This window comes from Streptomyces hawaiiensis (genome assembly GCF_004803895.1).
GTDB classification, from domain to species: domain Bacteria; phylum Actinomycetota; class Actinomycetes; order Streptomycetales; family Streptomycetaceae; genus Streptomyces; species Streptomyces hawaiiensis.
In genome coordinates, this window is the sequence record NZ_CP021978.1 from 5,327,966 (window position 1) to 5,352,574 (window position 24,609).

General features: G+C 71.3%; 20 protein-coding genes and 1 riboswitch. Of the genes, 10 read left to right on the forward strand and 10 right to left on the reverse strand.

Going from position 1 to position 24,609, the window contains the following annotated elements:
- The first annotated feature begins 14 nt into the window (after window positions 1-14).
- Window positions 15-1,802, forward strand: coding sequence for a GMC family oxidoreductase N-terminal domain-containing protein (locus CEB94_RS24735; protein WP_175434278.1), 1,788 nt, complete (start codon window positions 15-17; stop codon window positions 1,800-1,802).
- A gap of 90 nt (window positions 1,803-1,892) precedes the next feature.
- On the opposite strand, the gene CEB94_RS24740 is transcribed toward CEB94_RS24735, so the two are convergent.
- Complete coding sequence (locus tag CEB94_RS24740; protein ID WP_175434279.1) at window positions 1,893-2,873, reverse strand: LAETG motif-containing sortase-dependent surface protein; 981 nt, start codon at window positions 2,871-2,873, stop codon at window positions 1,893-1,895.
- Window positions 2,874-3,097: 224 nt separating this feature from the next.
- Between CEB94_RS24740 and CEB94_RS24745 the strand changes: the two genes are divergently transcribed.
- The gene (locus CEB94_RS24745; protein ID WP_175434280.1) at window positions 3,098-4,240 is read left to right on the forward strand and encodes a hypothetical protein; all 1,143 of its coding nucleotides are present in this window, start codon (window positions 3,098-3,100) and stop codon (window positions 4,238-4,240) included.
- Window positions 4,241-4,756: 516 nt separating this feature from the next.
- Here the strand turns inward: CEB94_RS24745 and CEB94_RS41925 are convergent.
- The gene (locus tag CEB94_RS41925; protein ID WP_342789849.1) at window positions 4,757-5,446 is read right to left on the reverse strand and encodes a chorismate mutase; all 690 of its coding nucleotides are present in this window, start codon (window positions 5,444-5,446) and stop codon (window positions 4,757-4,759) included.
- Here CEB94_RS41925 and guaA point away from each other — a divergent pair.
- The gene (guaA, locus tag CEB94_RS24755) at window positions 5,367-6,947 is read left to right on the forward strand and encodes a glutamine-hydrolyzing GMP synthase (RefSeq protein ID WP_175434282.1); all 1,581 of its coding nucleotides are present in this window, start codon (window positions 5,367-5,369) and stop codon (window positions 6,945-6,947) included. The two genes, CEB94_RS41925 and guaA, sit on opposite strands and share 80 nt — an antisense overlap.
- 10 nt (window positions 6,948-6,957) lie before the next feature.
- Here guaA and CEB94_RS24760 read toward each other — a convergent pair whose 3' ends face one another.
- The gene (locus tag CEB94_RS24760; RefSeq protein ID WP_175434283.1) at window positions 6,958-7,431 is read right to left on the reverse strand and encodes a pyridoxamine 5'-phosphate oxidase family protein; all 474 of its coding nucleotides are present in this window, start codon (window positions 7,429-7,431) and stop codon (window positions 6,958-6,960) included.
- 189 nt (window positions 7,432-7,620) lie between these two features.
- Here CEB94_RS24760 and CEB94_RS24765 point away from each other — a divergent pair, with 189 nt between their 5' ends.
- The 3 genes from CEB94_RS24765 to CEB94_RS24775 all read left to right on the forward strand — a co-directional run bounded on the left by CEB94_RS24765 (window position 7,621) and on the right by CEB94_RS24775 (window position 10,713).
- A complete protein-coding gene (locus CEB94_RS24765; protein ID WP_175434284.1) occupies window positions 7,621-8,415 on the forward strand; it encodes a class II aldolase/adducin family protein in 795 nt (264 codons plus the stop codon).
- Window positions 8,416-8,651: 236 nt separating this feature from the next.
- Window positions 8,652-10,028, forward strand: a complete 1,377-nt coding sequence (locus CEB94_RS24770; RefSeq protein WP_425472489.1) for a hypothetical protein — start codon at window positions 8,652-8,654, stop codon at window positions 10,026-10,028.
- A gap of 154 nt (window positions 10,029-10,182) precedes the next feature.
- Entirely contained in the window at window positions 10,183-10,713 is a 531-nt protein-coding gene (locus CEB94_RS24775) for a DoxX family protein (protein ID WP_175434285.1), read from the forward strand.
- Window positions 10,714-10,727: 14 nt separating this feature from the next.
- Here CEB94_RS24775 and CEB94_RS24780 read toward each other — a convergent pair whose 3' ends face one another.
- Window positions 10,728-10,952, reverse strand: coding sequence for a hypothetical protein (locus tag CEB94_RS24780; protein ID WP_175434286.1), 225 nt, complete (start codon window positions 10,950-10,952; stop codon window positions 10,728-10,730).
- Window positions 10,939-12,321, reverse strand: coding sequence for a PspC domain-containing protein (locus CEB94_RS24785; RefSeq protein ID WP_175434287.1), 1,383 nt, complete (start codon window positions 12,319-12,321; stop codon window positions 10,939-10,941). The genes CEB94_RS24780 and CEB94_RS24785 overlap by 14 nt, the downstream gene beginning before the upstream one ends.
- Window positions 12,322-12,497: 176 nt before the next feature.
- Between CEB94_RS24785 and CEB94_RS24790 the strand changes: the two genes are divergently transcribed.
- Together CEB94_RS24790 and CEB94_RS24795 are read left to right on the forward strand one after the other, a co-directional pair.
- The gene (locus tag CEB94_RS24790) at window positions 12,498-13,790 is read left to right on the forward strand and encodes an ATP-binding protein (RefSeq protein WP_175434288.1); all 1,293 of its coding nucleotides are present in this window, start codon (window positions 12,498-12,500) and stop codon (window positions 13,788-13,790) included.
- Complete coding sequence (locus tag CEB94_RS24795) at window positions 13,787-14,527, forward strand: LuxR C-terminal-related transcriptional regulator (protein ID WP_175434289.1); 741 nt, start codon at window positions 13,787-13,789, stop codon at window positions 14,525-14,527. Before CEB94_RS24790 ends, CEB94_RS24795 begins: the two co-directional genes overlap by 4 nt.
- A 9-nt stretch (window positions 14,528-14,536) precedes the next feature.
- Here the strand turns inward: CEB94_RS24795 and CEB94_RS24800 are convergent, their stop codons facing one another.
- The gene (locus CEB94_RS24800; RefSeq protein ID WP_175434290.1) at window positions 14,537-15,595 is read right to left on the reverse strand and encodes a C40 family peptidase; all 1,059 of its coding nucleotides are present in this window, start codon (window positions 15,593-15,595) and stop codon (window positions 14,537-14,539) included.
- A gap of 422 nt (window positions 15,596-16,017) precedes the next feature.
- Between CEB94_RS24800 and CEB94_RS24805 the strand changes: the two genes are divergently transcribed.
- Complete coding sequence (locus tag CEB94_RS24805; RefSeq protein ID WP_175434291.1) at window positions 16,018-16,371, forward strand: hypothetical protein; 354 nt, start codon at window positions 16,018-16,020, stop codon at window positions 16,369-16,371.
- On the opposite strand, the gene CEB94_RS24810 is transcribed toward CEB94_RS24805, so the two are convergent.
- Window positions 16,349-17,290: an SLAC1 family transporter gene (locus tag CEB94_RS24810; protein ID WP_175434292.1), complete on the reverse strand. Its 942-nt coding sequence runs from the start codon at window positions 17,288-17,290 to the stop codon at window positions 16,349-16,351. The two genes, CEB94_RS24805 and CEB94_RS24810, sit on opposite strands and share 23 nt — an antisense overlap.
- Window positions 17,291-17,368: 78 nt before the next feature.
- Window positions 17,369-18,541 carry a C40 family peptidase gene (locus tag CEB94_RS24815; RefSeq protein ID WP_175434293.1) on the reverse strand — a complete coding sequence of 391 codons (1,173 nt, stop codon included), beginning with the start codon at window positions 18,539-18,541 and terminating at the stop codon, window positions 17,369-17,371.
- A gap of 8 nt (window positions 18,542-18,549) precedes the next feature.
- Window positions 18,550-18,722: riboswitch (cyclic di-AMP (ydaO/yuaA leader) on the reverse strand.
- 315 nt (window positions 18,723-19,037) lie between these two features.
- Here CEB94_RS24815 and pcrA point away from each other — a divergent pair.
- Window positions 19,038-21,515, forward strand: a complete 2,478-nt coding sequence (pcrA, locus tag CEB94_RS24820; RefSeq protein WP_175434294.1) for a DNA helicase PcrA — start codon at window positions 19,038-19,040, stop codon at window positions 21,513-21,515.
- 50 nt (window positions 21,516-21,565) lie between these two features.
- Here pcrA and CEB94_RS24825 read toward each other — a convergent pair whose 3' ends face one another.
- Together CEB94_RS24825 and CEB94_RS24830 are read right to left on the reverse strand one after the other, a co-directional pair.
- Complete coding sequence (locus CEB94_RS24825) at window positions 21,566-23,101, reverse strand: M23 family metallopeptidase (protein ID WP_246111905.1); 1,536 nt, start codon at window positions 23,099-23,101, stop codon at window positions 21,566-21,568.
- Between the two features lie 219 nt (window positions 23,102-23,320).
- The gene (locus CEB94_RS24830; protein ID WP_175434296.1) at window positions 23,321-24,184 is read right to left on the reverse strand and encodes an esterase/lipase family protein; all 864 of its coding nucleotides are present in this window, start codon (window positions 24,182-24,184) and stop codon (window positions 23,321-23,323) included.
- Window positions 24,185-24,609 lie beyond the last annotated feature (425 nt).

The following is a 24,609-nucleotide window of genomic DNA, read 5'->3' on the forward strand; positions in this document are numbered from 1 at the left end:
AACGAGGAGAACACGTGCCTCAGGACGCTTACGACTACGACGTCATCGTGGTCGGCTCCGGTTTCGGCGGCTCGGTGACCGCCCTGCGCCTGACCGAGAAGGGCTACCGCGTAGGCGTCCTGGAGGCCGGCCGCCGCTTCACCCGCGAGACCCTCCCCAAGAACTCCTGGGACCTCAAGAACTACCTGTGGGCCCCGAAGCTCGGCATGTACGGCATCCAGCGCATCCATCTGCTGGGCAACGTCATGGTCCTGGCCGGCGCGGGCGTCGGCGGCGGCTCCCTCAACTACGCCAACACCCTCTACGTCCCGCCGAAGCCGTTCTTCGAGGACCCCCAGTGGCGTGACATCACCGACTGGCAGGACGAGCTGGCGCCGTACTACGACCAGGCCCGGCGCATGCTCGGCGTACGGCTCAACCCGACCATGACCCCCTCGGACGTCCATCTGAAAGCCGCGGCGGAGCGGATGGGCTGCGGCGACTCCTTCCATCTGGCTCCGGTCGGCGTCTTCTTCGGCGACGGTGAGGACGCCGACGGCACGGCGAAGGCCAAGCCGGGCCAGGAGGTGCCCGATCCGTACTTCGGCGGGGCGGGCCCGTCCCGCAGGGCCTGCGCGGAGTGCGGCGAGTGCATGACCGGCTGCCGCCACGGCGCGAAGAACACCCTCAACGAGAACTACCTGCACCTCGCCGAGAAGGCCGGCGCGGTCGTCCACCCCATGACGACGGTCGTGTCGGTCACCGACGACTCGCGCGGCGGCTACTCCGTCGCCACCCTGCCCACCGACGGCCGCGGCAAGAGGAAGGGCCGCACCTACTCGACCCGCCGGGTCGTTCTCGCGGCCGGCACCTACGGCACCCAGACCCTGCTGCACCGCATGAAGGCGGGCGGCCAACTGCCGTACCTCTCGGACAAGCTGGGTGAGCTGACCCGCACCAACTCCGAGGCCCTGGTCGGTGCCCAGACCGACGACCGGCGCTACCGCAAGGCGCACGGCGCGCCCAAGGCCGACTTCACGCGGGGCGTGGCCATCACGTCCTCGATCCACCCCGACGCCAGCACCCACATCGAGCCGGTCCGCTACGGCAAGGGCTCCAACTCGATGGGCAGCCTGTCCATCCTCCAGGTCCCCTACGCCGGGAGGAACTCCGGTACGTCACGGGTCCTGGGCTTCCTCACCCACGCGGCCAGGCACCCCCTGCTCGTGCTGCGCTCCCTGTCCAACCGCCGCTGGTCGGAGCGGACCATCATCGGCCTGGTCATGCAGTCGCTGGACAACTCCCTGACGACGTACGTGAAACCGTCGGGTCTCGGCCGGGGCCTGCTCACCGCCCGCCAGGGCCACGGAGCCCCCAACCCCAAGCAGATCAAGGCCGCGACCGAGGGTGCCTCGGCACTGGCCGCCGAGATCAACGGCTTCGCGGGCTCCAACGTCGGCGAGTTGATGGGCACCCCGCTCACGGCCCACTTCCTCGGCGGCTGCCCCATCGGCGACTCCCGCGAGACCGGCGTGATCGACCCGTACCACCGCCTCTACGGCCACCCCGGCATCTCGGTCGTCGACGGCGCCGCGGTCTCCGCCAACCTGGGCGTCAACCCGTCCCTCACCATCACCGCCCAGGCCGAGCGGGCGATGTCGTACTGGCCCAACAAGGGCGAGCCCGACCCGCGCCCGCAGCAGGGCACGGCCTACGCGCGTCTCCAGCCGGTCGAGCCGAAGTCCCCGGCGGTCCCGGCGGAGGCGTTCGGGGCGCTGCGGCTGCCGTTCCTCGGCATGCCGTCCGTACCGCCGAAGAACTGAGCGACAGCGGATACAGAAGAGGGACCTGCGCCCCCCTCCGAGCGCAGGTCCCTCTTCTGCTTGGTGCCGCGGCCTGCCGGCCGCTATGGCTTACGCCTGCACGCCGGCCTTGCGGCGACGGACCACGAAGATCGCGCCGGCACCGGCGACGACCGCGGCACCGCCGACCAGGCTGATCATCGGCAGGGCGGAGCTGGAGCCGGTCTCGGCGAGGCTGCCGGTGACCTCCGGCGTGTTGCCGCTCGGCTTCTCGTCGGTGACGGGCGCCTTGCCGCCTTCCTGCGGCTTGGTGCCACCGGTGTCCGTACCGGCCGAGACGATCTGGAACTTGTACGACACGTCGCCGAAGCCGGTGCACTCGGCGTCGTTGTCGCCGTAGATCGTCGCGCCGAGCGAGAAGCCGGCGCCGACCGGGGCGGACTTGCTGACGTTGAGGCGCAGCGGGATGTCGACCTCGTACTCGGGCTTCAGCTCGTCGGTGTAACCGACGTAACCGACCGCGTAGCCGCCCTCGTTGAGGTCGACCCAGATCTTGTCCTGGGGGTCCCAGGCCTGGAGCTGGACCTGCTTGCTGGAGAACAACTCCTCGCCGTTCTTGTCGGGGGAGGCCCCGGCGAAGAAGTCGAGGTCGTTGAGCGTGGAGTCGGAGTTGTTGGCCACGTTCAGCGAGAACTTGTGCCAGCCGCTGCCCGCCGAGATCTTGCCGGGCAGACCGGAGATGCTGACGTCGACCTTGGTGTCCTCACACACGGAGGGCTCGGGGTCCGGGGACTCCGACTCCTCGGGCTCGGACGCGCTGGGCGCCGGGGAGGACTCGCTCGCGGAGGCGCTCGGCGAGCTGGACGTCTCGGGAGCGGACTCGCTCACCGAGGCGCTCGGGCTCGGCGTCGTCTCGGGCGTGGACTCGCTCACGGACGGGGAGGGAGACGTCTCGGGAGCGGACTCGCTCACCGACGTGCTCGGGCTGGGCGTCGTTTCGTCGGTCGCGTACGCGGCCGGTGCCGCGAGCAGTGCCACCGGGGCTATGACCGCCGTAGCGGCCGCTGCTGCCATGGCGCGGCGAAGCTTCATGAAGACCTCGGAGAGTCCGGCGTACCGCGGGATGCGGCACGAACGTTGGGGGAGGCCTCCGCGTGTGGGGCGCGGGAGTGGCCCTTGGTTCGGCAGGTTTGATCCGTGAAACCTGTGAATGGTTGTGCCGGCATTCACAGAATCCTTATGTGGGCTGAGTCACACCCGAGACCTTCTTGTGAAGACTTGTGGAGGCGCTTTCCACACGCTTAGATCTTGGCTTCGTGTCTGAAAAGCCGTCCGACGACCAGCCGTCGGCCTCGGAGATCCCCGACGACGTCTGGGAGCAGTTCACCCGTGACACCGAGCGGGACATCCGTTCCTCCGCCCCGAAGGAGCCGTCCGCGCGGGCACGCATGGTGAGTGAGCGCCTGCGTGAGCAGGACGCCCGGGGCGAACTGCCTCCCGGGTGGCGCACCGGCCCGGCCTGGCAGGAGATGAACGGCCGTGCGGCCCGGCGCCGCAAGCTGTGGGCCGTGCTCGGTGTGCCCGTCGCGGTGGCCGTGGCGCTGGTGGCGCTGAAGCCGTCGCTGCTGCCCGGCGACCCCTTCGGCACCGGGGAGTCCCAGGCCGCCGAGGCCTCACCGCTGCCCGACGAGACGGCGGCGCCCACCGCCGCGCCGGGGGCGTCCGACCCGGAAGAGCCCACTCTTGACCGGCCGTTCGCCGGTTCCCCGGCCCTGCGCTGGGCCGACGGCGAGGCCGGCATCGTCCTTCCCGAGGCCGAGGCCGTCGGCCCGGTCTCCCAGGACCGGGTGGCACAGGCGCTGAAGCTGACGAAGAAACTTCTGGTGGGCGCCAACCTCGACCCGAAGACCGTGCGCGGGGCCCGTCCCGCGGCGGCGCTCTCCGTGCTCGATCCCAAGCAGCCCGAACTCCTCGACGAGCTCGACACCGGGCTGCGCTCCCCGAGCCGGGAGCACGACCCGGTGACGCTGTTCAGCCGCTTCGACCCCGACGAGGTGCGGCCGGTCGGCGACGTGGTCAAGACCCGCGGGCGCATGACGTTCAAGAAGGGATCGCACGGAGGCGTGGCGGTGCGCGCCGACTACACCTTCGTCTACCCCGTCGTGCGGGCCGACGGCCCCACCGAGGTCACCCGCACCATCGTCCGCCGGGTCCTCGACGTCGAACTCGCCGACCCCGCCCGCTACCAGGTCACACCGGGCCGGCTGCTCCTGCTCAACTACGACCAGGAGATAGGCAACTCCTCCTGCTTCGTCTACGACGGCTACCTGCACCCGGAGTTCTCGTCGAGCACGTCCGCGGGACCGTCGCCGAGCGGCCCGGCGACGGACCCGTACGACCGGAGCAAGGGCATCGAACACGGCGACGGTGATGACTGCGGGACGGTGACCCGCACCTGAGCAGAGCGAAGGGCCCCGCGGGGTGGAGCCGCGGGGCCCTTCTTCTCGTCAGCACCGACGTCAGGGCAGCGCCGGTGCCTGGAAGCGGCGCCGGGGGGTTGCGCCGCTGGTCTGTACCTCTGACAGTGGGGCAATGCGGGTGCCCGCGAGGGGACTTGGACTGTGTACGCATCGTGCTGGATGAACGCGGCGCCCGCAACCGTTTGACCCAGACTTGTGCATTTATGCAAGGTCCGCCGGTCGGCCCCGGGCGTCCCCGGAGCCGACCGTTCTCTTGGGTGACCGGGCTGCTGTCCCCTGCCGTCCGGTCACTTCCCTGGAGCGAGGTCCCACGACACACGGCACGATCCGTGCGTCTCATCGCCCCAGTGAGCCACGCGTGGTTCTTTCGGGCCCGCCCCTGGCTGGCACGGACACCGGGACCAACGACGTCGCGCGGGGGCGGTCACGCGCCGTACGGGTGAGAGGGATGCGGACGTCTGTCCCGGGAACACCGGTCCCGGCCGGGGGGCGGCGTCAGATCTTGCCGCGGCACAGCTCCAGCAGGGTCATCGCGAGCGCGGTGCCGGGCTTGCCCAGCGCCTGCCTGTAGTGGCCGAGGACGTCCATCTCACGGGACAGGTTCACGCGCCGGCCGCCGGAGGTGATCCGCGCCTCCTGGATGACGGCGGAGACGGCCACCCGTTCCTGGATCAGGCCGATGATCCGGTCGTCGAGCGCGTCGATCCGCTCGCGCGCGCCGGTGATCATGTCGGCGGCCTCGGGGGTGCGGGCGCCGGTCACGTCGATGGCGGTCATAGAGGGCTCCTCGTCGTCGGGGGCTGCCCCGGGGCGACAGGGCCCGGACGACGACAGGCGCCCCGGGCCTTGTCGGCCCGGGGCGCCTGGGAAGTCGCTTGTCAGTAGCTCAAGCAGCACGACCATGGCGTCCGGCGGGCCGGATGCCATAGGTAAAGACGAACGTCTGGTGCTTGAACATGAGGGCAAGTATGCACCGCGTACCAGGCCCGTCCAAGCTGGTTCGCATCCTGAGACGGGGCGGCTGTCCGGCACACGGAAGGAGCCCGGCCGTCCCCCGGTAGAATCGGGTGCACAAGACCCCCGCCCCACCGCCGGAAGGCACCCCGTGTCATCAGCGACTCCCGCTGCCACCGCCGCCGACACCGTCCTGGTCGTCGACTTCGGCGCGCAGTACGCCCAGCTCATCGCCCGTCGCGTCCGCGAGGCGCGGGTCTACAGCGAGATCGTGCCGAGCACCTTGCCGGTCCAGGAGATGCTCGCCAGGAACCCCGCGGCGATCATCCTCTCCGGCGGCCCCTCGTCGGTCTACGAGGAGGGCGCGCCCAGCCTGGACCGCGCGCTCTTCGAGGCCGGCGTCCCCGTCTTCGGCATGTGCTATGGCTTCCAGCTGATGGCGCGCACCCTCGGCGGCACCGTCGACAACACCGGCGCCCGCGAGTACGGCCGCACCGGCCTGCACGTCTCCAAGGTGTCCTCCACCCTCTTCGAGGGCACCCCCGCCGAGCAGCCCGTCTGGATGTCGCACGGCGACGCCTGCTCCGCCGCCCCCGAGGGCTTCTCCGTCACGGCCTCCACGGACGTCGTGCCGGTCGCCGCCTTCGAGAACGACGAGAAGAAGCTCTACGGCGTCCAGTACCACCCCGAGGTGATGCACTCCACGCACGGGCAGCAGGTGCTGGAGCACTTCCTCTACCGGGGCGCGGGCCTGACCCCGTCCTGGACCACGGGCAGCGTGATCGAGGAACAGGTCGCCGCCATCCGCGAGCAGGTCGGCGACCGGCGTGCCATCTGCGGCCTGTCCGGCGGCGTGGACTCCGCGGTCGCCGCGGCCCTCGTCCAGAAGGCCATCGGCTCGCAGCTGACCTGCGTCTACGTCGACCACGGCCTGATGCGCAAGGGCGAGACCGAGCAGGTCGAGAAGGACTTCGTGGCCGCGACCGGCGTGCAGCTGAAGGTCGTGGACGCCGAGGAGCGGTTCCTCAAGGCGCTGGCCGGGGTCTCCGACCCCGAGGAGAAGCGGAAGATCATCGGCCGCGAGTTCATCCGGGTCTTCGAGCAGGCCCAGGCCGAGATCATCGCCGACCAGGGCCCGGCCGTGGAGTTCCTCGTGCAGGGCACGCTCTACCCGGACGTCGTCGAGTCCGGCGGCGGCACCGGCACGGCCAACATCAAGTCCCACCACAACGTGGGCGGCCTGCCCGAGGACCTCGAGTTCAAGCTGATCGAGCCGCTGCGCAAGCTCTTCAAGGACGAGGTCCGCATGGTCGGCCAGGAGCTCGGCCTGCCGGAGGAGATCGTCCAGCGCCAGCCGTTCCCCGGCCCGGGCCTCGGCATCCGGATCGTCGGCGAGGTCACCAAGGAGCGCCTGGACCTGCTGCGCGAGGCCGACGCCATCGCCCGCGAGGAGCTGACGGCGGCCGGCCTCGACCGCGACATCTGGCAGTGCCCGGTGGTCCTGCTCGCGGACGTCCGCAGCGTCGGCGTCCAGGGCGACGGCCGCACCTACGGCCACCCCATCGTCCTGCGCCCCGTCTCGTCCGAGGACGCCATGACGGCCGACTGGTCGCGCCTGCCGTACGAGGTCCTCGCCCGGATCTCCACGCGGATCACCAACGAGGTCAAGGACGTCAACCGGGTCGTCCTCGACGTCACCTCGAAGCCGCCGGGGACGATCGAGTGGGAGTGACCCCGCGGCCCTAGGTGCGTTTGATCGTGCGCAGGGGATGGCCGGGCGTCCAGATCTGGACGACGAGGTACGTCTCGTCCTCGATGTAGGTCCTCACGACCTCCGTCAGCTCGGTGCGGAAGAGGTGGAACGGCTGCGGCGGCTCCACCTCTTCGACGTATCCGGCCTTGGTCTCCACGTCGTCGACCTCGATCGCCCTGCCGCTGATCCGGACGTCGCCGCCGCCCATGCCCGTGCCCTCCCCGGGGTTCGCCTGGAGCGCGAAGCGCGGGTCGCGGCGCAGGTCGAGGGCCTTGAGTGAGGCCGGCATCATGCCGAGCCAGAGTTCGCCGTTCAGGAACCGCACCTCAAGGCCGCTGGTGCGGGGCGAACCGTCCTTACGGAGGGTGGCGAGGACGTGGTGGGTGTAGGCGCCGAAACGCTTCTCGACGGTGCCGGCCAGATCCGGTTCGGCGGTGGCGAAAGCCGCCCAGTTCGCTGTCATGGGGAGAGTGTCGCGCCGAAATCCGACATCTTCTGTCGGCTATTCGTGGGGTTGGGGAGCCAGGGGGCACACGAGTGGGCACACGGTGCTCACAGGGGCGCTCGGGTCATCTTCACGAAACGCTTCTGTTCTTCCCGGCCTCACGGACGGTAACTTCCGCCCGTACGCAGAATCAGTGCTGGAGGACCTATGCACGGGCCCACCCCGCCCTTGCCGTTGCCCACCGACCGGCTGCGGTTCGCCATGCCGCCGATGCACGAGTCGGTCGAGGACGAGCGCCGGCACCGCAAGGAGCGGCTCGCGGGCGCCCTGAGGATCTTCGGCCGGCTCGGCTTCGAGGACGGCGTCTCCGGGCACATCACCGCCCGCGACCCGGAATTCAGCGACTGCTTCTGGGTCAACCCGTTCGGGATGCCCTTCCGGCACGTCACCGTGAGCGACCTCGTGCTCGCCAACCAGGACGGCCAGGTCGTCGAGGGCGGCTACCACGTCAACCAGGCGGCCTTCACCGTGCACGCCCAGGTGCACGCGGCCCGGCCCGACGTGGTCGCCGTCGCCCACTGCCACTCCGTGCACGGCCGGGCGCTCGCGGCGCTCGGTGAGCTGCTGGAGCCGATCACCCAGGAGAGCTGCGCCTTCTACGAGGATCACGCCCTCTACGACACATACACCGGAGTCTCCGTCGACGCCGAGGAGGGGCGGCGCATCGCGGCTGTGCTCGGCTCCCGCAAGGCGCTCGTGCTGCGCAACCACGGGCTGCTGACCGTCGGCGACTCGGTGGACGCGGCGGCCTGGTGGTTCGTGTCGATGGAGCGCTCCTGCCAGGTGCAGCTGACGGCCCAGGCGGCCGGGCGGCCGGTCCGGATCGACCACCGGATGGCGGTGGCGACGCGGGAGCAGCTGGGCGGCGACCTGGTGGCGTGGATCAACTACCAGCCCATGTGGGAGGACGTCAGCCGGAGCGAGCCGGGCCTGCTGGGCTAGCGGAGCCACTCGGCCTGTACGAGGTCGCCGATGGCGATGCTCCGCGGGCCGGTGGCGCGTGTGACCAGCAGTGTCAACACGGCACGCCGAACTTCACCCGTGTTGACCAGAGCGGGCAGACGCGAACCGGGTGGTGTAGGGCACAATTCGCTGTCGTCGCACGGGAGTTGTACAGCGGTGTTTCCGGGGTCCGGAAGGCCGGCGGTGGTGGGGTCGCGGGAAGGCGGGCGTCGGGAGTGGCGGTGCGGGAGGCGGGACAGGGCGGCGTGGACGCGGGCGGGTACGCGGGTGCGCATGCGGGTGCCTATGCCGAGGGGTACGCGGGCGGCTACGCCGGTGGTCACACCGGTGGGCACCCGGGCGGATCCGGAGGCGCCCATGGAGGCGGGTGCGCCGGTGGGCACTGCCCGCACGGGGCGCGGGAGGGGCACCGGCGGGCCGTCGCCGCGTTCCTGCGCCGGCGGGACGAGTTCGCGGCGGGGCAGGGGCTGCCGGCGGCGGTGGCCCACTCCGCGTCGGCCTCCCGCCAGTGGGTCTCCGAAGAACTGGCCCAGTCCGCCGAGCACGTCGCCGAGCGGGGGCGGGCCGAGGGGCACGCCTGGCTGACAGGCCTGTGGCGCCGCACGGCGGCCGTCGTGTGGGCCGCCGTGGTGCTGTTGCTCCTCGGGCAGGCCCTCACGGCGGTCGGTGCGGGCTGGACGGCGGCCCGTACGGCCGGGCTGGCGGCGGCGCTGGTGCTGGCCTCGTCGCTGACCGCCGCGTCGTGGTTCCACCGGGCGAAGGGCGGGGTGCTGGCGCCCCTGATCGGTGAGGACAACCGGCTGTCCACGTCCCGTACGGTCGCCGCGGCGTGGGTGCTCTTCGTGGCCTACTCGGTGCTCGTCCTCGCGGGGCGGCTGGCCGCCGCCTCCCGGCATCGGGAGCGGGACGCGCTGATCTCCGGGCTGGAACTCACCCGGGGCGCCGGGGTCGTGACCGTGCTCGCCGTGCTGTGCGGGATCGCAGTGCTCGTGCGGCGGGTGGTCGGGCTGCGGGTGCTGGGGCAACGGCTGCAGAAGGTCCGTGCCGACCGGCCCCGGGCCGCCGACCTGCTGACCGACGACGCGGGGCGGGGCACCTTCGCCGACATCCAGTACGTCGTGATCAGCTCTGTCGCCCTGGTCTTCGCGGCGGTACGGCTGGCCAGGCGGCCGGAGCAGCTGCCGGACGTGCCGTGGGGGCTGGCGGTGGTGGTGCTGGTGTCGGCTGCGACGTACATGGCCGGCAAGTACGCGGAGGGCGGCCGGCCGGTGATCCTCTCCGTGGTCCGGGCCCGGGAGGCGGGCGACCTGGACGGGCCCATCCGCACGGGGGACGACATCGAGATCCGGGGCGCCGGATTCGTGCCGCCGGGGGCGCAGGGGGCCGATCGGCTGGCCCGGATGGTCGTGCGCGTGGGCGCGGTGCACGTCCACGTGCCGCTGGTGCCGGTGCCCGGGGGTTTTCGCAACCCCACGGACACGTTGCTGACGGTGCCGGTGCCGGCGGATGTGGAGCCGGGGAGGGTGGAGGTGCAGGTGGTCACGGCGGCCGGGGTGGAGACGAATCGGTACGCGATCGACGTGACGGAGTGAGTGACGGCGCCCCGGACCGCACCCTCGGAGGCAGCCCCGCACCACCGGCGTGATGACAAAAGCCGTCCGCGCAGGATTGAGCGCGGTTCGTTTGTCGTACGTATGGTCTGTTGAGGGGGTCTCGGCACCGGCGGCGAGAGGGCGGCTAGCAGCGATGACTCACAGTATGCGCACGGACACGCACACCCCCCACTTCGGCGACGGGGGAGGCTGGCGGGACAACGCCACCCGCTACGCGCTGTTGCCGCTCCGCATCTTCCTCGGCGTGACCTTCATCTACGCCGGCTTGGACAAACTCACCGACAGCGGCTTCATGAAGGACTCCGGTGCCGGGTCGGTCGGCGACATGATGCGTGCCGTACGCGACTCCTCCGCCATTCCCGCCCTGGTCGACCTCTCCCTCAAGAGCCCTGCCGGTTTCGGCTACGCCATCGCCTTCGGAGAACTGGCCGTCGGCATCGGCACGCTGCTCGGTCTGTTCGCCCGCCTGGCCGCACTGGGAGGCGCGCTGATCTCCCTCAGCCTGTGGCTGACCGTGAGCTGGGCCTCCGACCCGTACTACTACGGCAACGACCTCGCCTACCTCATGGCCTGGACCCCCCTGATCCTGGCGGGCGCGCCCCTGCTGTCCCTCGACGCGGCGCTACGGTCGCGACGACGGCAGCGCAGCGGCGGCTACCGGTAGCAGGCCGCTCGCCGTCACGCCGGGTCCGCGCCCGTACGGGCTCTGCGGCGGCGTCGGCGTACGCGGCCCGTCAGGAGCGCCACCGCACCCGCCAGGCACAGCCCGCCCGTGACGAGGGGGATCGCCACGAACCACGGGATCTCCCAGGCACCGCCCGCGTCACCCGCGTAGAGGACGCCCGCCAGGACGAGGACGGGGCCCGCGATCAGCTTTCCGGGCTGGAGCTCATGACGTAGCACGGGTCACCTCCGCCTGTCCCAAGCCGACCTGGAGATCCAGGTCGAGGGTGCCGGACTTCTCGACGCCCTCGGCGGGGGAGAGGGTGACCTCCTTGTGCCGGCCCGGCTGTACGTCCACGTCCTTCGGGTCGTCGCCCGGCAGCCGGAGGTCGCCCATGCCCACCTCGACGTTCAGCCGCACGGTCACGTCCTCGGGTACGAGCACCTTGATCCGGCCCATGCCGACCTCCGCCCGTGTCGTGACCGTCTGCTTCCCGGACACGTCCAGCTTGCTCAGATCCAGAGTGCCCACACCCGTGCCCAGGTCGTAGCGCTGCCGTACGTCCGCCACGGTGGCGGGTTGCCAGGTGGTGCGCGTCCAGTGGGTGTCGATGTCCTTGGGCAGGGCCGCCGCCCCGGCGAGCAGGCCGGCCGTGATGATCGCCAGGAAGACCGAGCCGGCGCCGGTGCGGCCCAGGAAGGCGCTGACGGCTATGCCGAGTCCGATGACGGCGAGCGCACAGGACAGGCCCGTCTGCAGGCTGGTGCCGAGCGGATGCCCGTCCCATGTGCGGCTCGTGCCCAGGGCTCCCGCGAGCAGGGCCAGCAGGAAGACCCAGCCGCCGATCGAGCGCGGGCCACGCGGCTGGGGCGGCCGGGGACGCTGGGCGGGTATGTCCTCGCGGGCGCCGGGCTGGGTGCCGAGGCTGATGTTGACGGCGGCGGCGACATCCAGGTCGTGGGTGTCGCGCGGGCCCCACAGGTAGCCCGTGCCGCCGATGTGGGTGCCGTCCTTGACGATCGGGTCGCGCCACCAGGAGGAGGTGAGGAGCACCGGCGGGGCCTGCGGCTCCGGCGGGGCGTCGGCGGCGGCCTGGGCGGCCAGCGGGTCGGGGCTGGGGGCGCCGCGCTGGCGCGACCAGTAGCCGGCGCCGGCGAGGAGGAGGGAGAGGACGACGGCGAAGGTCAGCACCCCGCCGTTGTTCAGCATCGTCAGGAACACCCCGCAGCCGACCAGCGCGAACAGTACGGCCGCCAGGGCCTGGCCGTCGACGCGGCCGGTGAGCAGTTTGCGGACCTCGTTCTCCTCCTCGTCGTCGTACGGCACGAAGAGCCAGGCGAAGCCGTAGAAGAGAAGGCCGATGCCGCCGGTGGCGGAGAGCACGGCGAGGGTGATGCGGAAGATCACCGGGTCCATGTCGCACTGCCGCCCGAGTCCCGCGCAGACGCCGGCCAGGGTCTTGTGGCGGCGGTCGCGGCGGAAGGCGTGGGGCGGCCCGGACGGGGCGGCCTCCTCGGCGGGGGCGGCCGTACCGGGTGCTCCTCCCCGCTCCTCCGCCTCCGCCCGCCCGGGTCCCGGACCCGTCGCGGCGTGCTCGTGATCGGTCATGGGTCCATGGTGACGGGCGCGGCGCCCCGGCGGGAGTCTGAACGACCCTGGCCGGACCCTGATATCGGCCCTGAGGGGCGGCCCGGGAAGCGTTCGAGGGGCGCCCCGGGGAGATCAGGGGAGCCTTAGGGTCGACCCTGATGCTCCGGGCTCCCGCACATGTGACCATCAATGGCATGTCGGAAGCCGCAGCAGCGCCCCTCGCCGGACCGCGGCCGCCGCGCAAGCTCTACCGCAGCAGTGACGGACGCTGGCTCGGGGGCGTGGCGCGGGGCCTCGCCGGGCACCTCGGGCTGCCCGTGATCTGGGTACGGCTCGTCTTCGTCGGCCTGTTCATGGCCGACGGCCTCGGCGCGCTGCTGTACGCCGCGTTCTGGTTCTTCGTCCCGCTCGGCGTCGGCGGTGTCGAGGCGCAGAGGCCGCCGTCGCCCCTGGCCGCGGAGACGTCGCCCGACGGGCGCCGCAGACGCGTCGCGCGCAGGCCCGACAAGGGCCAGATCGTGGCCCTGCTCCTCATGGTCGTGGTGGCCATGGTCTTCGTGGGCAATGTGAACCTCAGCGGCGGAGCCAGGGCGTACCTCTGGCCGATGGTGTTCGTCGGCGCGGGCGTCGCCCTGGTCTGGCGACAGGCGGACAACGCCCGCCGGGCCCGCTGGGCCGAGGTCGGCCGCCGCCGGCGCACGGTCACGCTGCTGCGCTCGGTGGGCGGGGTGCTGCTGGTGACGGCCGGCGTCTCCGGCATCTTCGTCCTGCAGGGTTCCGCGGCCCACCTCGGCTCGGTCCTGCAGGCGGCCCTCGCGGTCCTCGTCGGGATAACGCTGCTCGCCGGGCCGTATCTCGTCCGCATGACGCAGGACCTCTCCGAGGAGCGTCTGATGCGCATCCGTGCCCAGGAGCGCGCGGAGGTCGCCGCCCATGTGCACGACTCGGTGCTGCACACCCTCACGCTGATCCAGCGCAACGCGGAGAACGCGAGCGAGGTCCGCCGCCTGGCCCGCGCCCAGGAGCGCGACCTGCGCACCTGGCTCTACAAGCCCGAGGGCACCGGCAAGGACGAGGCCGACGAACCCACCACCCTCGCCGACGCCGTCCGGCGCAACGCGGCGGAGGTGGAGGACAAGCACGGCGTGCCCATCGAGGTCGTGGTCGTGGGTGACTGCCCGCTCGACGAGGGGATCGCCGCACAGATGCAGGCCGCGCGGGAAGCAATGGTGAACGCCGCCAAGTACGGTGGCGAGGGCGGCGCCGTACAGGTCTTCGCCGAGGTCGAGGGGAAGACGGTCTTCGTGTCCGTCCGGGACCGCGGCCCCGGCTTCGACCTCGACTCGATACCCGCCGACCGGATGGGTGTCAGGGAATCGATCATCGGCCGTATGGAGCGCAACGGCGGCGCGGCGCGGCTGCGCGCGGTGCCGGACGGCGGCACGGAGGTCGAGCTGGAGATGGAGAGGGCGGAGAAGACGTCATGAGCGAGCCGACCGAGGCGAACGGTACGGCGGGACCGGCGGAGGCGGCCGGGCCCGCGGATTCGGGCGGCGGCCCGGGGCGTCATGTGCGCGTGGTCCTCGTGGACGACCACCGCATGTTCCGTACGGGGGTCCAGGCCGAGATCGGGCAGACCGAGCAGACCGGTGTCGAGGTCGTCGGCGAGGCCGCGGACGTCGACCAGGCGGTCACGGTGATCACCGCGACCCGGCCCGAGGTGGTCCTCCTCGACGTGCACCTGCCGGGTGGGGGCGGCGTCGAAGTGCTGCGGCGCTGCGCGCCGTTGATGGGTGACACCGAGCAGCCGGTCCGCTTCCTGGCGCTGTCCGTGTCGGACGCGGCGGAGGACGTGATCGGCGTGATCCGCGGCGGGGCCCGCGGATACGTCACCAAGACGATCACCGGCACCGACCTCGTGGACTCGATCTTCCGCGTCCAGGAGGGCGACGCGGTCTTCTCCCCGCGGCTGGCCGGGTTCGTCCTGGACGCCTTCGCCTCCACGGACGCGCCGCCCGTCGACGAGGACATGGACCGCCTGACCCAGCGCGAGCGCGAGGTGCTGCGGCTCATCGCGCGGGGCTACGCGTACAAGGAGATCGCCAAGCAGCTGTACATCTCCGTCAAGACGGTCGAATCGCATGTCTCGGCGGTGCTGCGCAAGCTCCAGCTCTCCAACCGGCACGAGCTCACGCGCTGGGCGACGGCTCGCCGGCTGGTCTGACGTCGGCGCTCACACCACCCGCGTCGCCCCCGCGTACGGCATCTCGTCGAGCAGGGCGACGCGCACCGGCGCCGAGGGGTTCGGCGCGTGGATCATCCGGCCGTTGCCCACGTAGATGCCGACATGGCTGATGCCGGCGTAGAAGAAGACCAGGTCGCCGGGGAGGAGTTCGGAGCGGGAGACGCGGCGGCCGGCGGCGATCTGGGAGTACGTCGTGCGGGGCAGGGCGACACCCGCGGCGCGATACGCGGCCTGGACCAGGCCCGAGCAGTCGAAGGCGTTCGGGCCGGTGGCGCCCCAGACGTAGGGGCTGCCGAGCTTTTGGTACGCGTAGGCGACGGCGGCGGACGCACGGGAGTTGGGCGCCTGGGACGGGGCGGAGCCGGGGGCCGTCAGGGTGTCCCGCGGGCCCGTCGAGCGTGTGGCGCGGTCCGGCGATACGCCGAGCCGGGAACGTTCCTGCGGGTCCAGCCGGGACAGCAGCTGCCGGGCGGAGCCCAGCTTGCCGGTGATCGTCTTCTTGTGCTGCTTCAGCTCCGTCCGGCGCGACTTCAGGGAGGTCAGCTCGATGTGGGCGGCCCCGCGCAGCTGCTCGATCTCCCGGAGCCGCTTGCGCACGCCCGCGACGGCGGCGTTCTGCCGGTTGCCGGCCCGCTCGACGAACTCGGCGTTCTCCAGGTACCGGTCGGGATCGTCGGACAGGGCGAGCTGCACCGCGGGGTCCAGGCCGCCGGCGCGGTACTGGGCGGCGGCGACCGAACCCAGGGCGTCACGGGCGGAGTTGAGCCGCTCTTCCTTGCGTGCCGCCTGGTCCTGGAGGTCCTTCAGCCGCTGCCCGGCCGCGTCGGCCTTCTCCTTCGCGCCGTTGTACTTCTCGGTGGCGGCCTCCGCCTCCTGGTACAGCTTGTCCACCTTGGCCTTGACCTGGCCGGGGGTGAGCTGTGGTTCGGCGTGTCCGGTTCCGTCGAAGCCCGTCGCCGTCGCCGCGCCCGCGAGGGCGATCGTGGCGGCCGTACGGGCCTTGCCGCCACCCGTCGAGCGCTGTCGGGGCTTGCGGTGTGCTGCCACCTGGAGGCCACGTCCTTTCCTCGACCGCCGACGGGGTGCGTGCGGCCGCCGGGGGAGCGGACGGGCGGCCTGCGCGTCCGGCGACGGCCCGCACAGGGGGGAGCGGACCGCCGCCGGACTCTTCGGCGGTGGTGTCCGACTGCCGCCCCTGGCCCGGGCGGCGGTGGGGAGCCGGGCACCTGGTGAAGGACGCTAAACGTCGCCGTGGCGGGCCGGTGGCAGGTGTGCGGAAGTGTCTTGAGAGGACCGGCGGTGACCGTATGCGACCGTGGTCCCGCCTCGACGCCATCGACTTCACTCAGCGTGATGACCGATGCGCCGAATCGTGGGCGAGTGACCGCGATCGGGTGCTATGGGGCGCATATATGCATCCCTGGGCCGGTGTCGGGTGGCCTCGGAGCCCCTGATTAGGCTCCGGCCTCATGGACGTACTCATCCACCTCGTCGTCGGCCTCCACATCATCGGCATCGCCTCCCTCCTGGGCGGCTTCCTCACCCAGATGAAGGCGATGGGCGAGGGTACCGCCCGCTACACCCCCGCGATGCTGCACGGCGCGCTCACGATGCTGGTCACCGGCGTGATCCTGGTCGGTCTCAACCAGGCCGACGACCAGACCGTGAACAACATCAAGATCGGGGTGAAGCTGGCGCTGCTGATCGTGATCCTCGGCCTGGTCTACGTGAAACGGGACGACGAGAGGGTGGACAAGGGCCTCTTCGGCCTGGTCGGCCTGCTGACCACGGCGAACATCTTCATCGCCGTGCTCTGGACCTGACCCGGGAGCGCCTGGCGCCGGCCCGGGCCGAGGTGATCGCCCAGGCGGTGCACCCGAGCCAGGCGGCCACCGCCATCCACAGCAACGCCTCTCCGGGGACGTCGAGCCAGGCGACGTCCAGGGCGTCGGCGACCGCCAGGGTGGCCACGGCCGTCACGACCGCGGCGAACACGGTCGACCAGCGCCGTACGTCGTAGTGGTGCCGGGGCCAGAAGAGCTCGGCGAGGAGCAGGGCGACGCAGGCGATCAGCGCGAGCACGAGCAGCGTGACGGCCGTCGTGCGCAGGGCGCCGGCGTTCTCCTCGTTCCACAGGTACAGGCGCGCGCTGTCGGCGCTGAGGAGTTTCGCCCCGGCCAGTGAGGAGACGGCGAGGGCGCCGGCCGCGAGCCACTGGTCCCCGCGCCCCTCCTCCACCTGCCGGGGCTGGAAGCGGAACAGGGCGAAGCCGTAGAGCGCGAGGCCCAGCCAGAACAGCACCAGGGCCGCGTGGGCGAGCCAGGCCGCCGCATGTGCCGCGGCGAGCGTGGCGCCGAGCACCGCGAGCCCCTGGGTGGCCACGCAGCGCAGGAACACCGTTCCGCGCCGCCCCCTGGCCCGCACGGTGAGCAGCACCGCCCAGAGCAGCAGGGCGAGCGCCAGCAGCGCCTCGGCGAGGGGCTGCCGGCCGGCCGCGGAGAAGCCGGTGCCGAGGACGGCGGTCGCCGCCACGGTGGTGAGCGCGGCCGGCGCCTCCGCCCGCCATCCGCCGTGCGCCCGCTGGGCGAGGCCCGCGGCCGCCACCAGCCAGGCCGCACAGGCCGGGACGAGGGCGATGCGGGAGAGGACCTCGTACCCCGCCGAGTCGAGACCGACCGACACGAGGCCGGTCGCCAGCGCATACGTCGCCCACCAGGCGGCAAACGGGGAGGGACCGGACATAGTGCCGATGCTAGAGAGCGGCGCCCGCGTGACGAGAGGGGCACGCGCGCGTGCCCCTCAAAATCACAACGAGACCGCTCAGGCCGGGCGTACCACGCTGTGGATCGCCGACTCGCCGTCGTAGTAGATCGACTCCTCGCGCACGTACGTGCCGGGCTTCGGGGCGTGGATCATCATGCCGTTGCCGATGTAGACCCCGACGTGGGTGACGTCGTCGTAGAAGAAGACCAGGTCACCGGGCTGGGCCTGGGAGAGCGGGACCGTGGCGCCGGCGTTCACCTGGTCGTAGGTCGTGCGCGGCAGGGTGACGCCCGCGGCCTTCCAGGCGGCCTGGGTCAGGCCCGAGCAGTCGTAGGAGCCGGGGCCGACGGCGCCCCACACGTACGGCTTGCCGATCTGGGCGCGGGCGAAGGTGAGCGCCTTGTCGGCCTTGGTGGCGTACGAGGAGTCGGCCGGGGGCGCAGGGGAGGACGAGCCGGTGCCGGACGACCCCGACGGCGAGCTGTCCTGCTGCTGGGCGGCCTCGTCCCGGGCCTGCTGCTGCGCGGTCTGTTGCCGGGCCAGCTCGTCGGCCTTGCGGGCGGCCTCCTCGCGCTTCTCCTTCTCGATCGCCGCGAGCCGGGCCTTCTCCTCGGCGGTCAGCTTCGACATCAGCTCGCGCGCGTCGGCGAGCTTCCGCTGGACGGTGGCCTTGGCCGTCTTCAGGTCGCCCTGCGACTCGGTGAGCGTCTCGAGGCTCTCGGTGGCCTCCTGGCGCTTCTCCATCGTCTCGGACTGCTGCGTGACGTAGTCGTCGACCGCGACCTTCTGACGGCCCGTCATCCGGTCCATCAACTGGGTCTGGTCGAAGTAGTCCTGCGGGGTGTCCGCGAGCAGGAACGTCGCCGTGTCCGGGGCGGCGGCGCCGGTGCGGTACTGGGCGGAGGCGAAGGAACCCAGCTGCTCGCGCGCCTCGTTGAGCTTCTGGGTGCGCTGGGCGACGTCGTCGATGAGGGTGTCGGCGCGCTTGCGCTGCTTCGCGGTCTTCTCCTTGGCCGCGTTGTACTTGTCGGTCGCCGACTCGGCCTGGCGGTACAGGTCGTCGACCTTCTTCTCGACTTCCTCCAGGCTGGGCTTGTCGTCGGCCTCGGGGGCGGCGTTGGCCGACTGGGACAGCAGGGCCACGGACGTGAGGGCCGCCGTTGCGAGGGCGGGGGTCCGTATGCCTGCCACGCGCGTACCCGTAGGACGCGACTTGCGGTGCGACGCCAAGGGAGGCGACTCCTTCCATGTTCCGCCTACCGGGTTAGCTGTCGGGTTCGGGCGGGTGGTTCGGAAGGTTTGCCCTACGGCCGTCTCCGCACAGGGAGTCGGGCCGATTCACCCCAGGTTCACGGTTGGGTCCCCGGCTCCGGCTGCCGCTGCGGCACGCCGGACTCGGCGGAGGCCGCGCGGCCCGGCGACGTTCGCCGGTGGGGGTCATGCGGCCTGGTCGCACCGTAGCCAATTCGTGTGGCCTCTGTGAAGGTTGATGGGTGATATGCCCGATACATTTTCGTGACCTTACTCATGAGCGTTGCAGAGAGTGAACGATCGAGGGGGGTTGGTCATGAAAGGTCCACAATCGCGGGGGTTGTAGCAGGGCGTGATCATGCGGTCATGGACGGCGACATCGCGCCGCCGGGCGAACGGCGTGATCCCCGGGCGCGCGGCGATGTTCTCAGGGCGGCGGCGGGCTGTCAGTGGGGCGCCCTAGACTCGGAGAGCGATGAGCAGCCTCTTTGACGACAACTTCCTGGCGAACCTCCAGGCCCAGCGGGGCCCCGCGGACGAGCCCCCGCCGCCGCCCGAGGACGATCACGTACCGGAGCCGATTCCGGACGATCTGTTCGGCGGGAAGTTCGACATGCCTCCGGACCGGGACGCCTACTACCGGGACGGCGCCCCCCGCCCGGTGGTGGACACCGCCACCCTCCTGGAAGGGCTGAACGACAACCAGCGCGCCGCCGTCGTCCATTCCGGCTCCCCGCTGCTCATCGTGGCCGGCGCCGGCTCCGGCAAGACCCGTGTGCTCACGCACCGCATCGCCCACCTGCTCGCCGAGCGGGACGTGCACCCGGGCCAGATCCTCGCGATCACCTTCACCAACAAGGCCGCCGGCGAGATGAAGGAGCGCGTCGAGCAGCTCGTCGGCCCGCGCGCGAACGCCATGTGGGTCATGACGTTCCACAGCGCGTGCGTGCGCATCCTGCGCCGGGAGAGCAAGAAGCTCGGCTTCACGTCCTCCTTCTCGATCTACGACGCCGCCGACTCCAAGCGCCTGATGGCCCTGGTCTGCCGCGACCTGGACCTCGACCCCAAGCGCTTCCCGCCGAAGTCCTTCAGCGCCAAGATCAGCAACCTGAAGAACGAGCTGATCGACGAGGAGGACTTCGCCGCCCAGGCCACCGACGGCTTCGAGAAGACCCTCGCCCAGGCCTACGCGATGTACCAGTCGCGGCTGCGCGAGGCGAACGCCCTCGACTTCGACGACCTGATCATGACGACGGTCAATCTCCTGCGCGCCTTCCCCGACGTCGCCGAGCACTACCGCCGCCGCTTCCGCCACGTGCTGGTGGACGAGTACCAGGACACCAACCACGCCCAGTACGCCCTCGTCCGGGAACTCGTCGGCACCTCCGAGCACCCCGTCGACGTACCGCCCGAGGCCGAGGTCCCGCCCGCCGAGCTGTGCGTGGTGGGCGACGCCGACCAGTCGATCTACGCCTTCCGCGGCGCGACGATCCGTAACATCCTCCAGTTCGAGGAGGACTACCCGGACGCGACGACGATCCTGCTCGAGCAGAACTACCGCTCCACCCAGACGATCCTCAGCGCGGCCAACGCGGTCATCGAGCGCAACGAGTCCCGCCGCCCCAAGAACCTGTGGACCAACGCGGGCGCCGGCGCCCGGATCACCGGCTACGTCGCCGACACCGAGCACGACGAGGCGCAGTTCGTCGCCGAGGAGATAGACCGTCTCACGGACGCCGGCGAGGCCAAGGCCGGCGACGTCGCCGTCTTCTACCGCACCAACGCCCAGTCCCGTGTCTTCGAAGAGATCTTCATCCGCGTCGGCCTGCCCTACAAGGTCGTCGGCGGTGTCCGCTTCTACGAGCGCAAGGAGGTCCGGGACGTCCTGGCCTACCTGCGCGTGCTGGCCAACCCGGAGGACTCGGTGCCGCTACGCCGGATCCTCAACGTCCCCAAGCGGGGCATCGGCGACCGTGCCGAGGCGATGATCGACGCCCTGTCCCAGCGGGAGAAGATCAGCTTCCCGCAGGCGCTCAAGCGCGTCGACGAGGCGTACGGCATGGCCGCGCGCTCCACCAACGCCGTCAAGCGGTTCAACACACTGATGGAGGACCTCCGCACCATCGTCGAGTCCGGCGCCGGACCGGCCACGGTGCTGGAGGCCGTGCTGGAGCGCACCGGGTACCTCGCCGAGCTGCAGGCCTCCACCGACCCGCAGGACGAGACCCGGATCGAGAACCTCCAGGAACTCGCCGCCGTCGCCATGGAGTTCGAGCAGGAGCGCGGCGAAGGGGAGCAGAGCACCCTGTCCGAGTTCCTCGAACAGGTCGCGCTGGTCGCCGACTCCGACCAGATCCCCGACGAGGAGGACGGCGACGGCGTCATCACGCTGATGACCCTGCACACCGCCAAGGGCTTGGAGTTCCCCGTCGTCTTCCTGACCGGCATGGAGGACGGCGTCTTCCCACACATGCGCGCCCTCGGGCAGGCCAAGGAGCTGGAGGAGGAGCGGCGCCTGGCCTACGTCGGCATTACGCGCGCGCGGGAGCGGCTGTATCTGACGCGCTCCACGCTGCGCAGCGCCTGGGGCCAGCCGTCGTACAACCCGCCCTCCCGGTTCCTGGAGGAGATCCCGCCGGCCCACCTGGAGTGGAAGCGGACGGGAGGGACCGCACCCGCCTCCTCCGGTCCGGTCTCGGCGGTGGCGGCCTCGCTGTCCTCGTCCCGCTCGCGCTCGTCGGCGTCGGGAGCCTCCGGTTTCGCCACGCGCCGCACCTCCGAGAAGCCGGTGGTGTCCCTGGCGGTCGGGGACCGGGTCACGCACGACCAGTTCGGGCTCGGGACCGTCGTCGCGGTCAAGGGCACGGGCGGGAACGCCGAGGCGACGGTCGACTTCGGCGAGGCCAAGCCGAAGCGGCTGCTGCTGCGGTACGCGCCGGTGGAGAAGCTGTAGTTCTGTGAGGTGAGCCCCCGCTGGTCGGACCGGCGGGGGCTGCCGGGACGTTACGTCGGGTCGATGCCGTGGCTGCGCAGCCACGGGAGCGGGTCGATCGGCGAGCCGCCGGCCGTGTGGACCTCCAAGTGCAGATGAGGGCCCGTCGAGTTGCCGGAGTTGCCGGAGCGGGCGATCGGATCGCCGGCCTTCACGGTCGTACCCGAGGGGACCGTGTAGGTGGAGAGGTGGCAGTACCACGTCTCCGTGCCGTCCTTCGCGGTCACGATCATCATGTTGCCGTACGCGCTGTTCCACTGCGTGCGCACGGTGCCGTCGGTCACGGCCATCACGGTCGTGCCGTACGAGACGGGGAAGTCGATGCCCGTGTGCAGGGACATCCAGTTGATGCCGGACTGGCCGTAGTAGGCGCTGAGTCCGTGCCGGGCGACCGGCAGGGCGAACTTGGGGCGCAGTCGCTCCTTGCGGGCCGCCTCCTCCGCCGCGCGCTTCTTCTCGGCGGCCTGCTGGGCCTTGAGGTCGATGCGCTCCTGCGTACGGCTGGCCCGGTCGGCGAAGTCGTCGGCGCCGGCGGTGAGGCTCTGCAGCTGTGTGTCCAGCTTGTTGTTGGCGGCGGCCGGCTTGACCGGCTGCGCGTCCGCCGCGGTCGTCTGCGCCTCAGCGGCACTGTCGTCGGCGAAACTGCCGACGGAGGCGGCGGCGATCCCGGCGACACCCATCACGCACGCCGACGGCACCGCGATGGTCATCAGCGCCGAGCGCTTGGGCGGCGTACGGCGGCGGGAACGGGAACCGGCGCGCGATGCCGCCCGCGAGGGCGGCGCTGCGACGTCCTCCTGACCGTCCAGGAGCGGGGTGACGACGGGCAGTTCACCGGTGGCGGCCGGCTCGCCGCTGTCCGCGGCGGGGTCCTGGTAGCCGGCCCCGGTGGAGTCGTCGTACGTGAGCTGGTCGAACGTCGCGGTCTCGTGCTGGTCGAAGGTTTCGGCGGGGTGCTCGTACGCCTCGGGAGCCGGTGCGGCGGTGCCGTCGGAGTTCCACTGTGTTGCGTCGTAGGCACCCGTGTCGAAGGTCTGCGTGCCCCACTCCCATTGCTGGGTGTGGTCGGCGGGGTTGCCTGACTGGTCGGGCTGGAGCCAGGCGCCGGCCTCCCACTGCCCGGTGGCGTCGGGAGACGGGGCCTGGGACGGGATGACCGGCATCGGCTGCTGCTCGGCCGTCCAGGAGGTCGTGTCGTAGACCCCGGTGTCGTAGGCGGCGTGGTGCTGGGCCGCGTACGCGTCGTAGTGCACGTTCTCGTGCGTGCCGGTGGGCCAGTGGCCGGTGTCGTAGGTTCCCGTGTCCTGGCCGCTGCCCGGCATGTCGCCGAAGAGGGGGTCGGTCGCGAAGCTCGCGGTGGCGTGCCCGGTGGCATCGAAACCGGTGCCGTGGGTACCGGTGGAGTCGAATCCGGTGGCGGTGTAGTCGCCGTACGTGGTGAAGTCGCCGTACTGGGCTTCCTGGGTGCCGTACGGCGCGTAGGGCGCGGAGGCGGCGTCGGAAGCCGGAGCCGGGGTCATGGTCCCCGACGGGTGACGGTCGTTCACCAACTTCTCTTTCGCCTCGACAACAGGGGCTGCCAGAGCAGTGCGGCGACTGTACCCGGCGGTATGCGGGCACGACAATCTTCGGCAGGTTTCGCGCGCGCAGGAAACGGGCATTCGGCCGCGTTTTGGCGGACCGCGGACACGGGCTTGGCCCTGTGTTCGAAGTTTGTTCGAGGTTGATCGGTACTGCGGCGTTGAGTGACCGCTGTATGACGAGTCTCAGGCGACCGTCAGACCGCCGGTGCGTTCGACGGACGGTTCACCCGGGCGGGCCGTGTCGAGGACCTGCCGTATGCCGTTGGCGACGGCGGGGTGCACGGGCAGCGCGAGATGGCCGATGCCGGTGACGCGCACATTCTGCGCCGTCAGATCGGGATGGTCGATGCACGCCGTCTCCAGCGGGACCATCACATGATCCAGGTCGCTCCAGAAGCTGACGAAGTGCGTACGGCAGTCAGGGGCGGGCAGAGTGAGCTCCTCGAGCACCGGTGAGCCGGGGCGCATCTGGCGCACGATGGGGTGCGCGTTCGCCACGGGCATCACTCGGGTTCCGGAGTGCGGCGTGCCGAGCGTGACAAGAGTGCGTACGCGGGTGTCGCCGCCGAGCCGCTGCACGTAGTAACGCGCTATCAGGCCGCCGAGGCTGTGCCCGACCACGTCGACCCGGTCGGCCCCCGTGCGCTCGCAGATCTCCTCGATGTGCCGGCCGAGCAGCTCGGCGGCGGCGCGTATGTCGCAGGTCAGCGGCGAGTAGTTGAGGGACTCGATCTGCTGCCTGCCGTGCTGGGCGAGGCTGCGGCGCAGCAGGACGAAGACCGAGCGGTTGTCGATGAAGCCGTGCAGCAGGACGACCGGAGGCTTGGCCTGCGTGGGCAGTTGGGCGGCGCCGTCCGCAGGCGGTGCCGGGGCGGGGGCGCGCCGCTCCTGGGTGATGCCGGACGGGTAGAGGAGGAGATGCCCGGCCAGGATCGCGACCTCCAGGGCGGTGGCCTTCAGGAGAGCCAGGGAGAGTCCGGCCAGTCTTCCCGGCAGCAGGCGCTCGCACAACGGAAGAAAGGGCAGAGCAGCCCTGGTGACCTTCATGGCCGACCTCCTGTCGGCACGCGGGAGGACGGCTCCGCCCCCCGTGTGCCCTCGTGGAAAGCAGCTGCGAAGACGGCCGGCCGTGACCGCGAGAGCGGCGTGAGCCGCGTGAGCTGCGGGGACAGAGCACGGCGCGTGGCGTGTGTGACGCCGGTGGTGTGACGGAGGTCCCCGATCGGTGGGGTGACGAGGCTCCCCGCTGGTGCGCCGTGTCTGCCCTGCGTGCTGTGCGTGCGGTGCTTGCCCTGCGTGTTTTCGCCGAGGTGTCCGACCGCCGCTGTGTGTGGTGGACGGCGCGGCGGTAGGGCAACCCCGATGCGGCTCCCCTTGCGCTTGTCCCATCGTGTGATTTCCCCCTCGGTACGCACCCCGAAACTGCCGGTTGCGGGATGCTGGAGATAACGTTCGTTCACTTGCCCGGACGG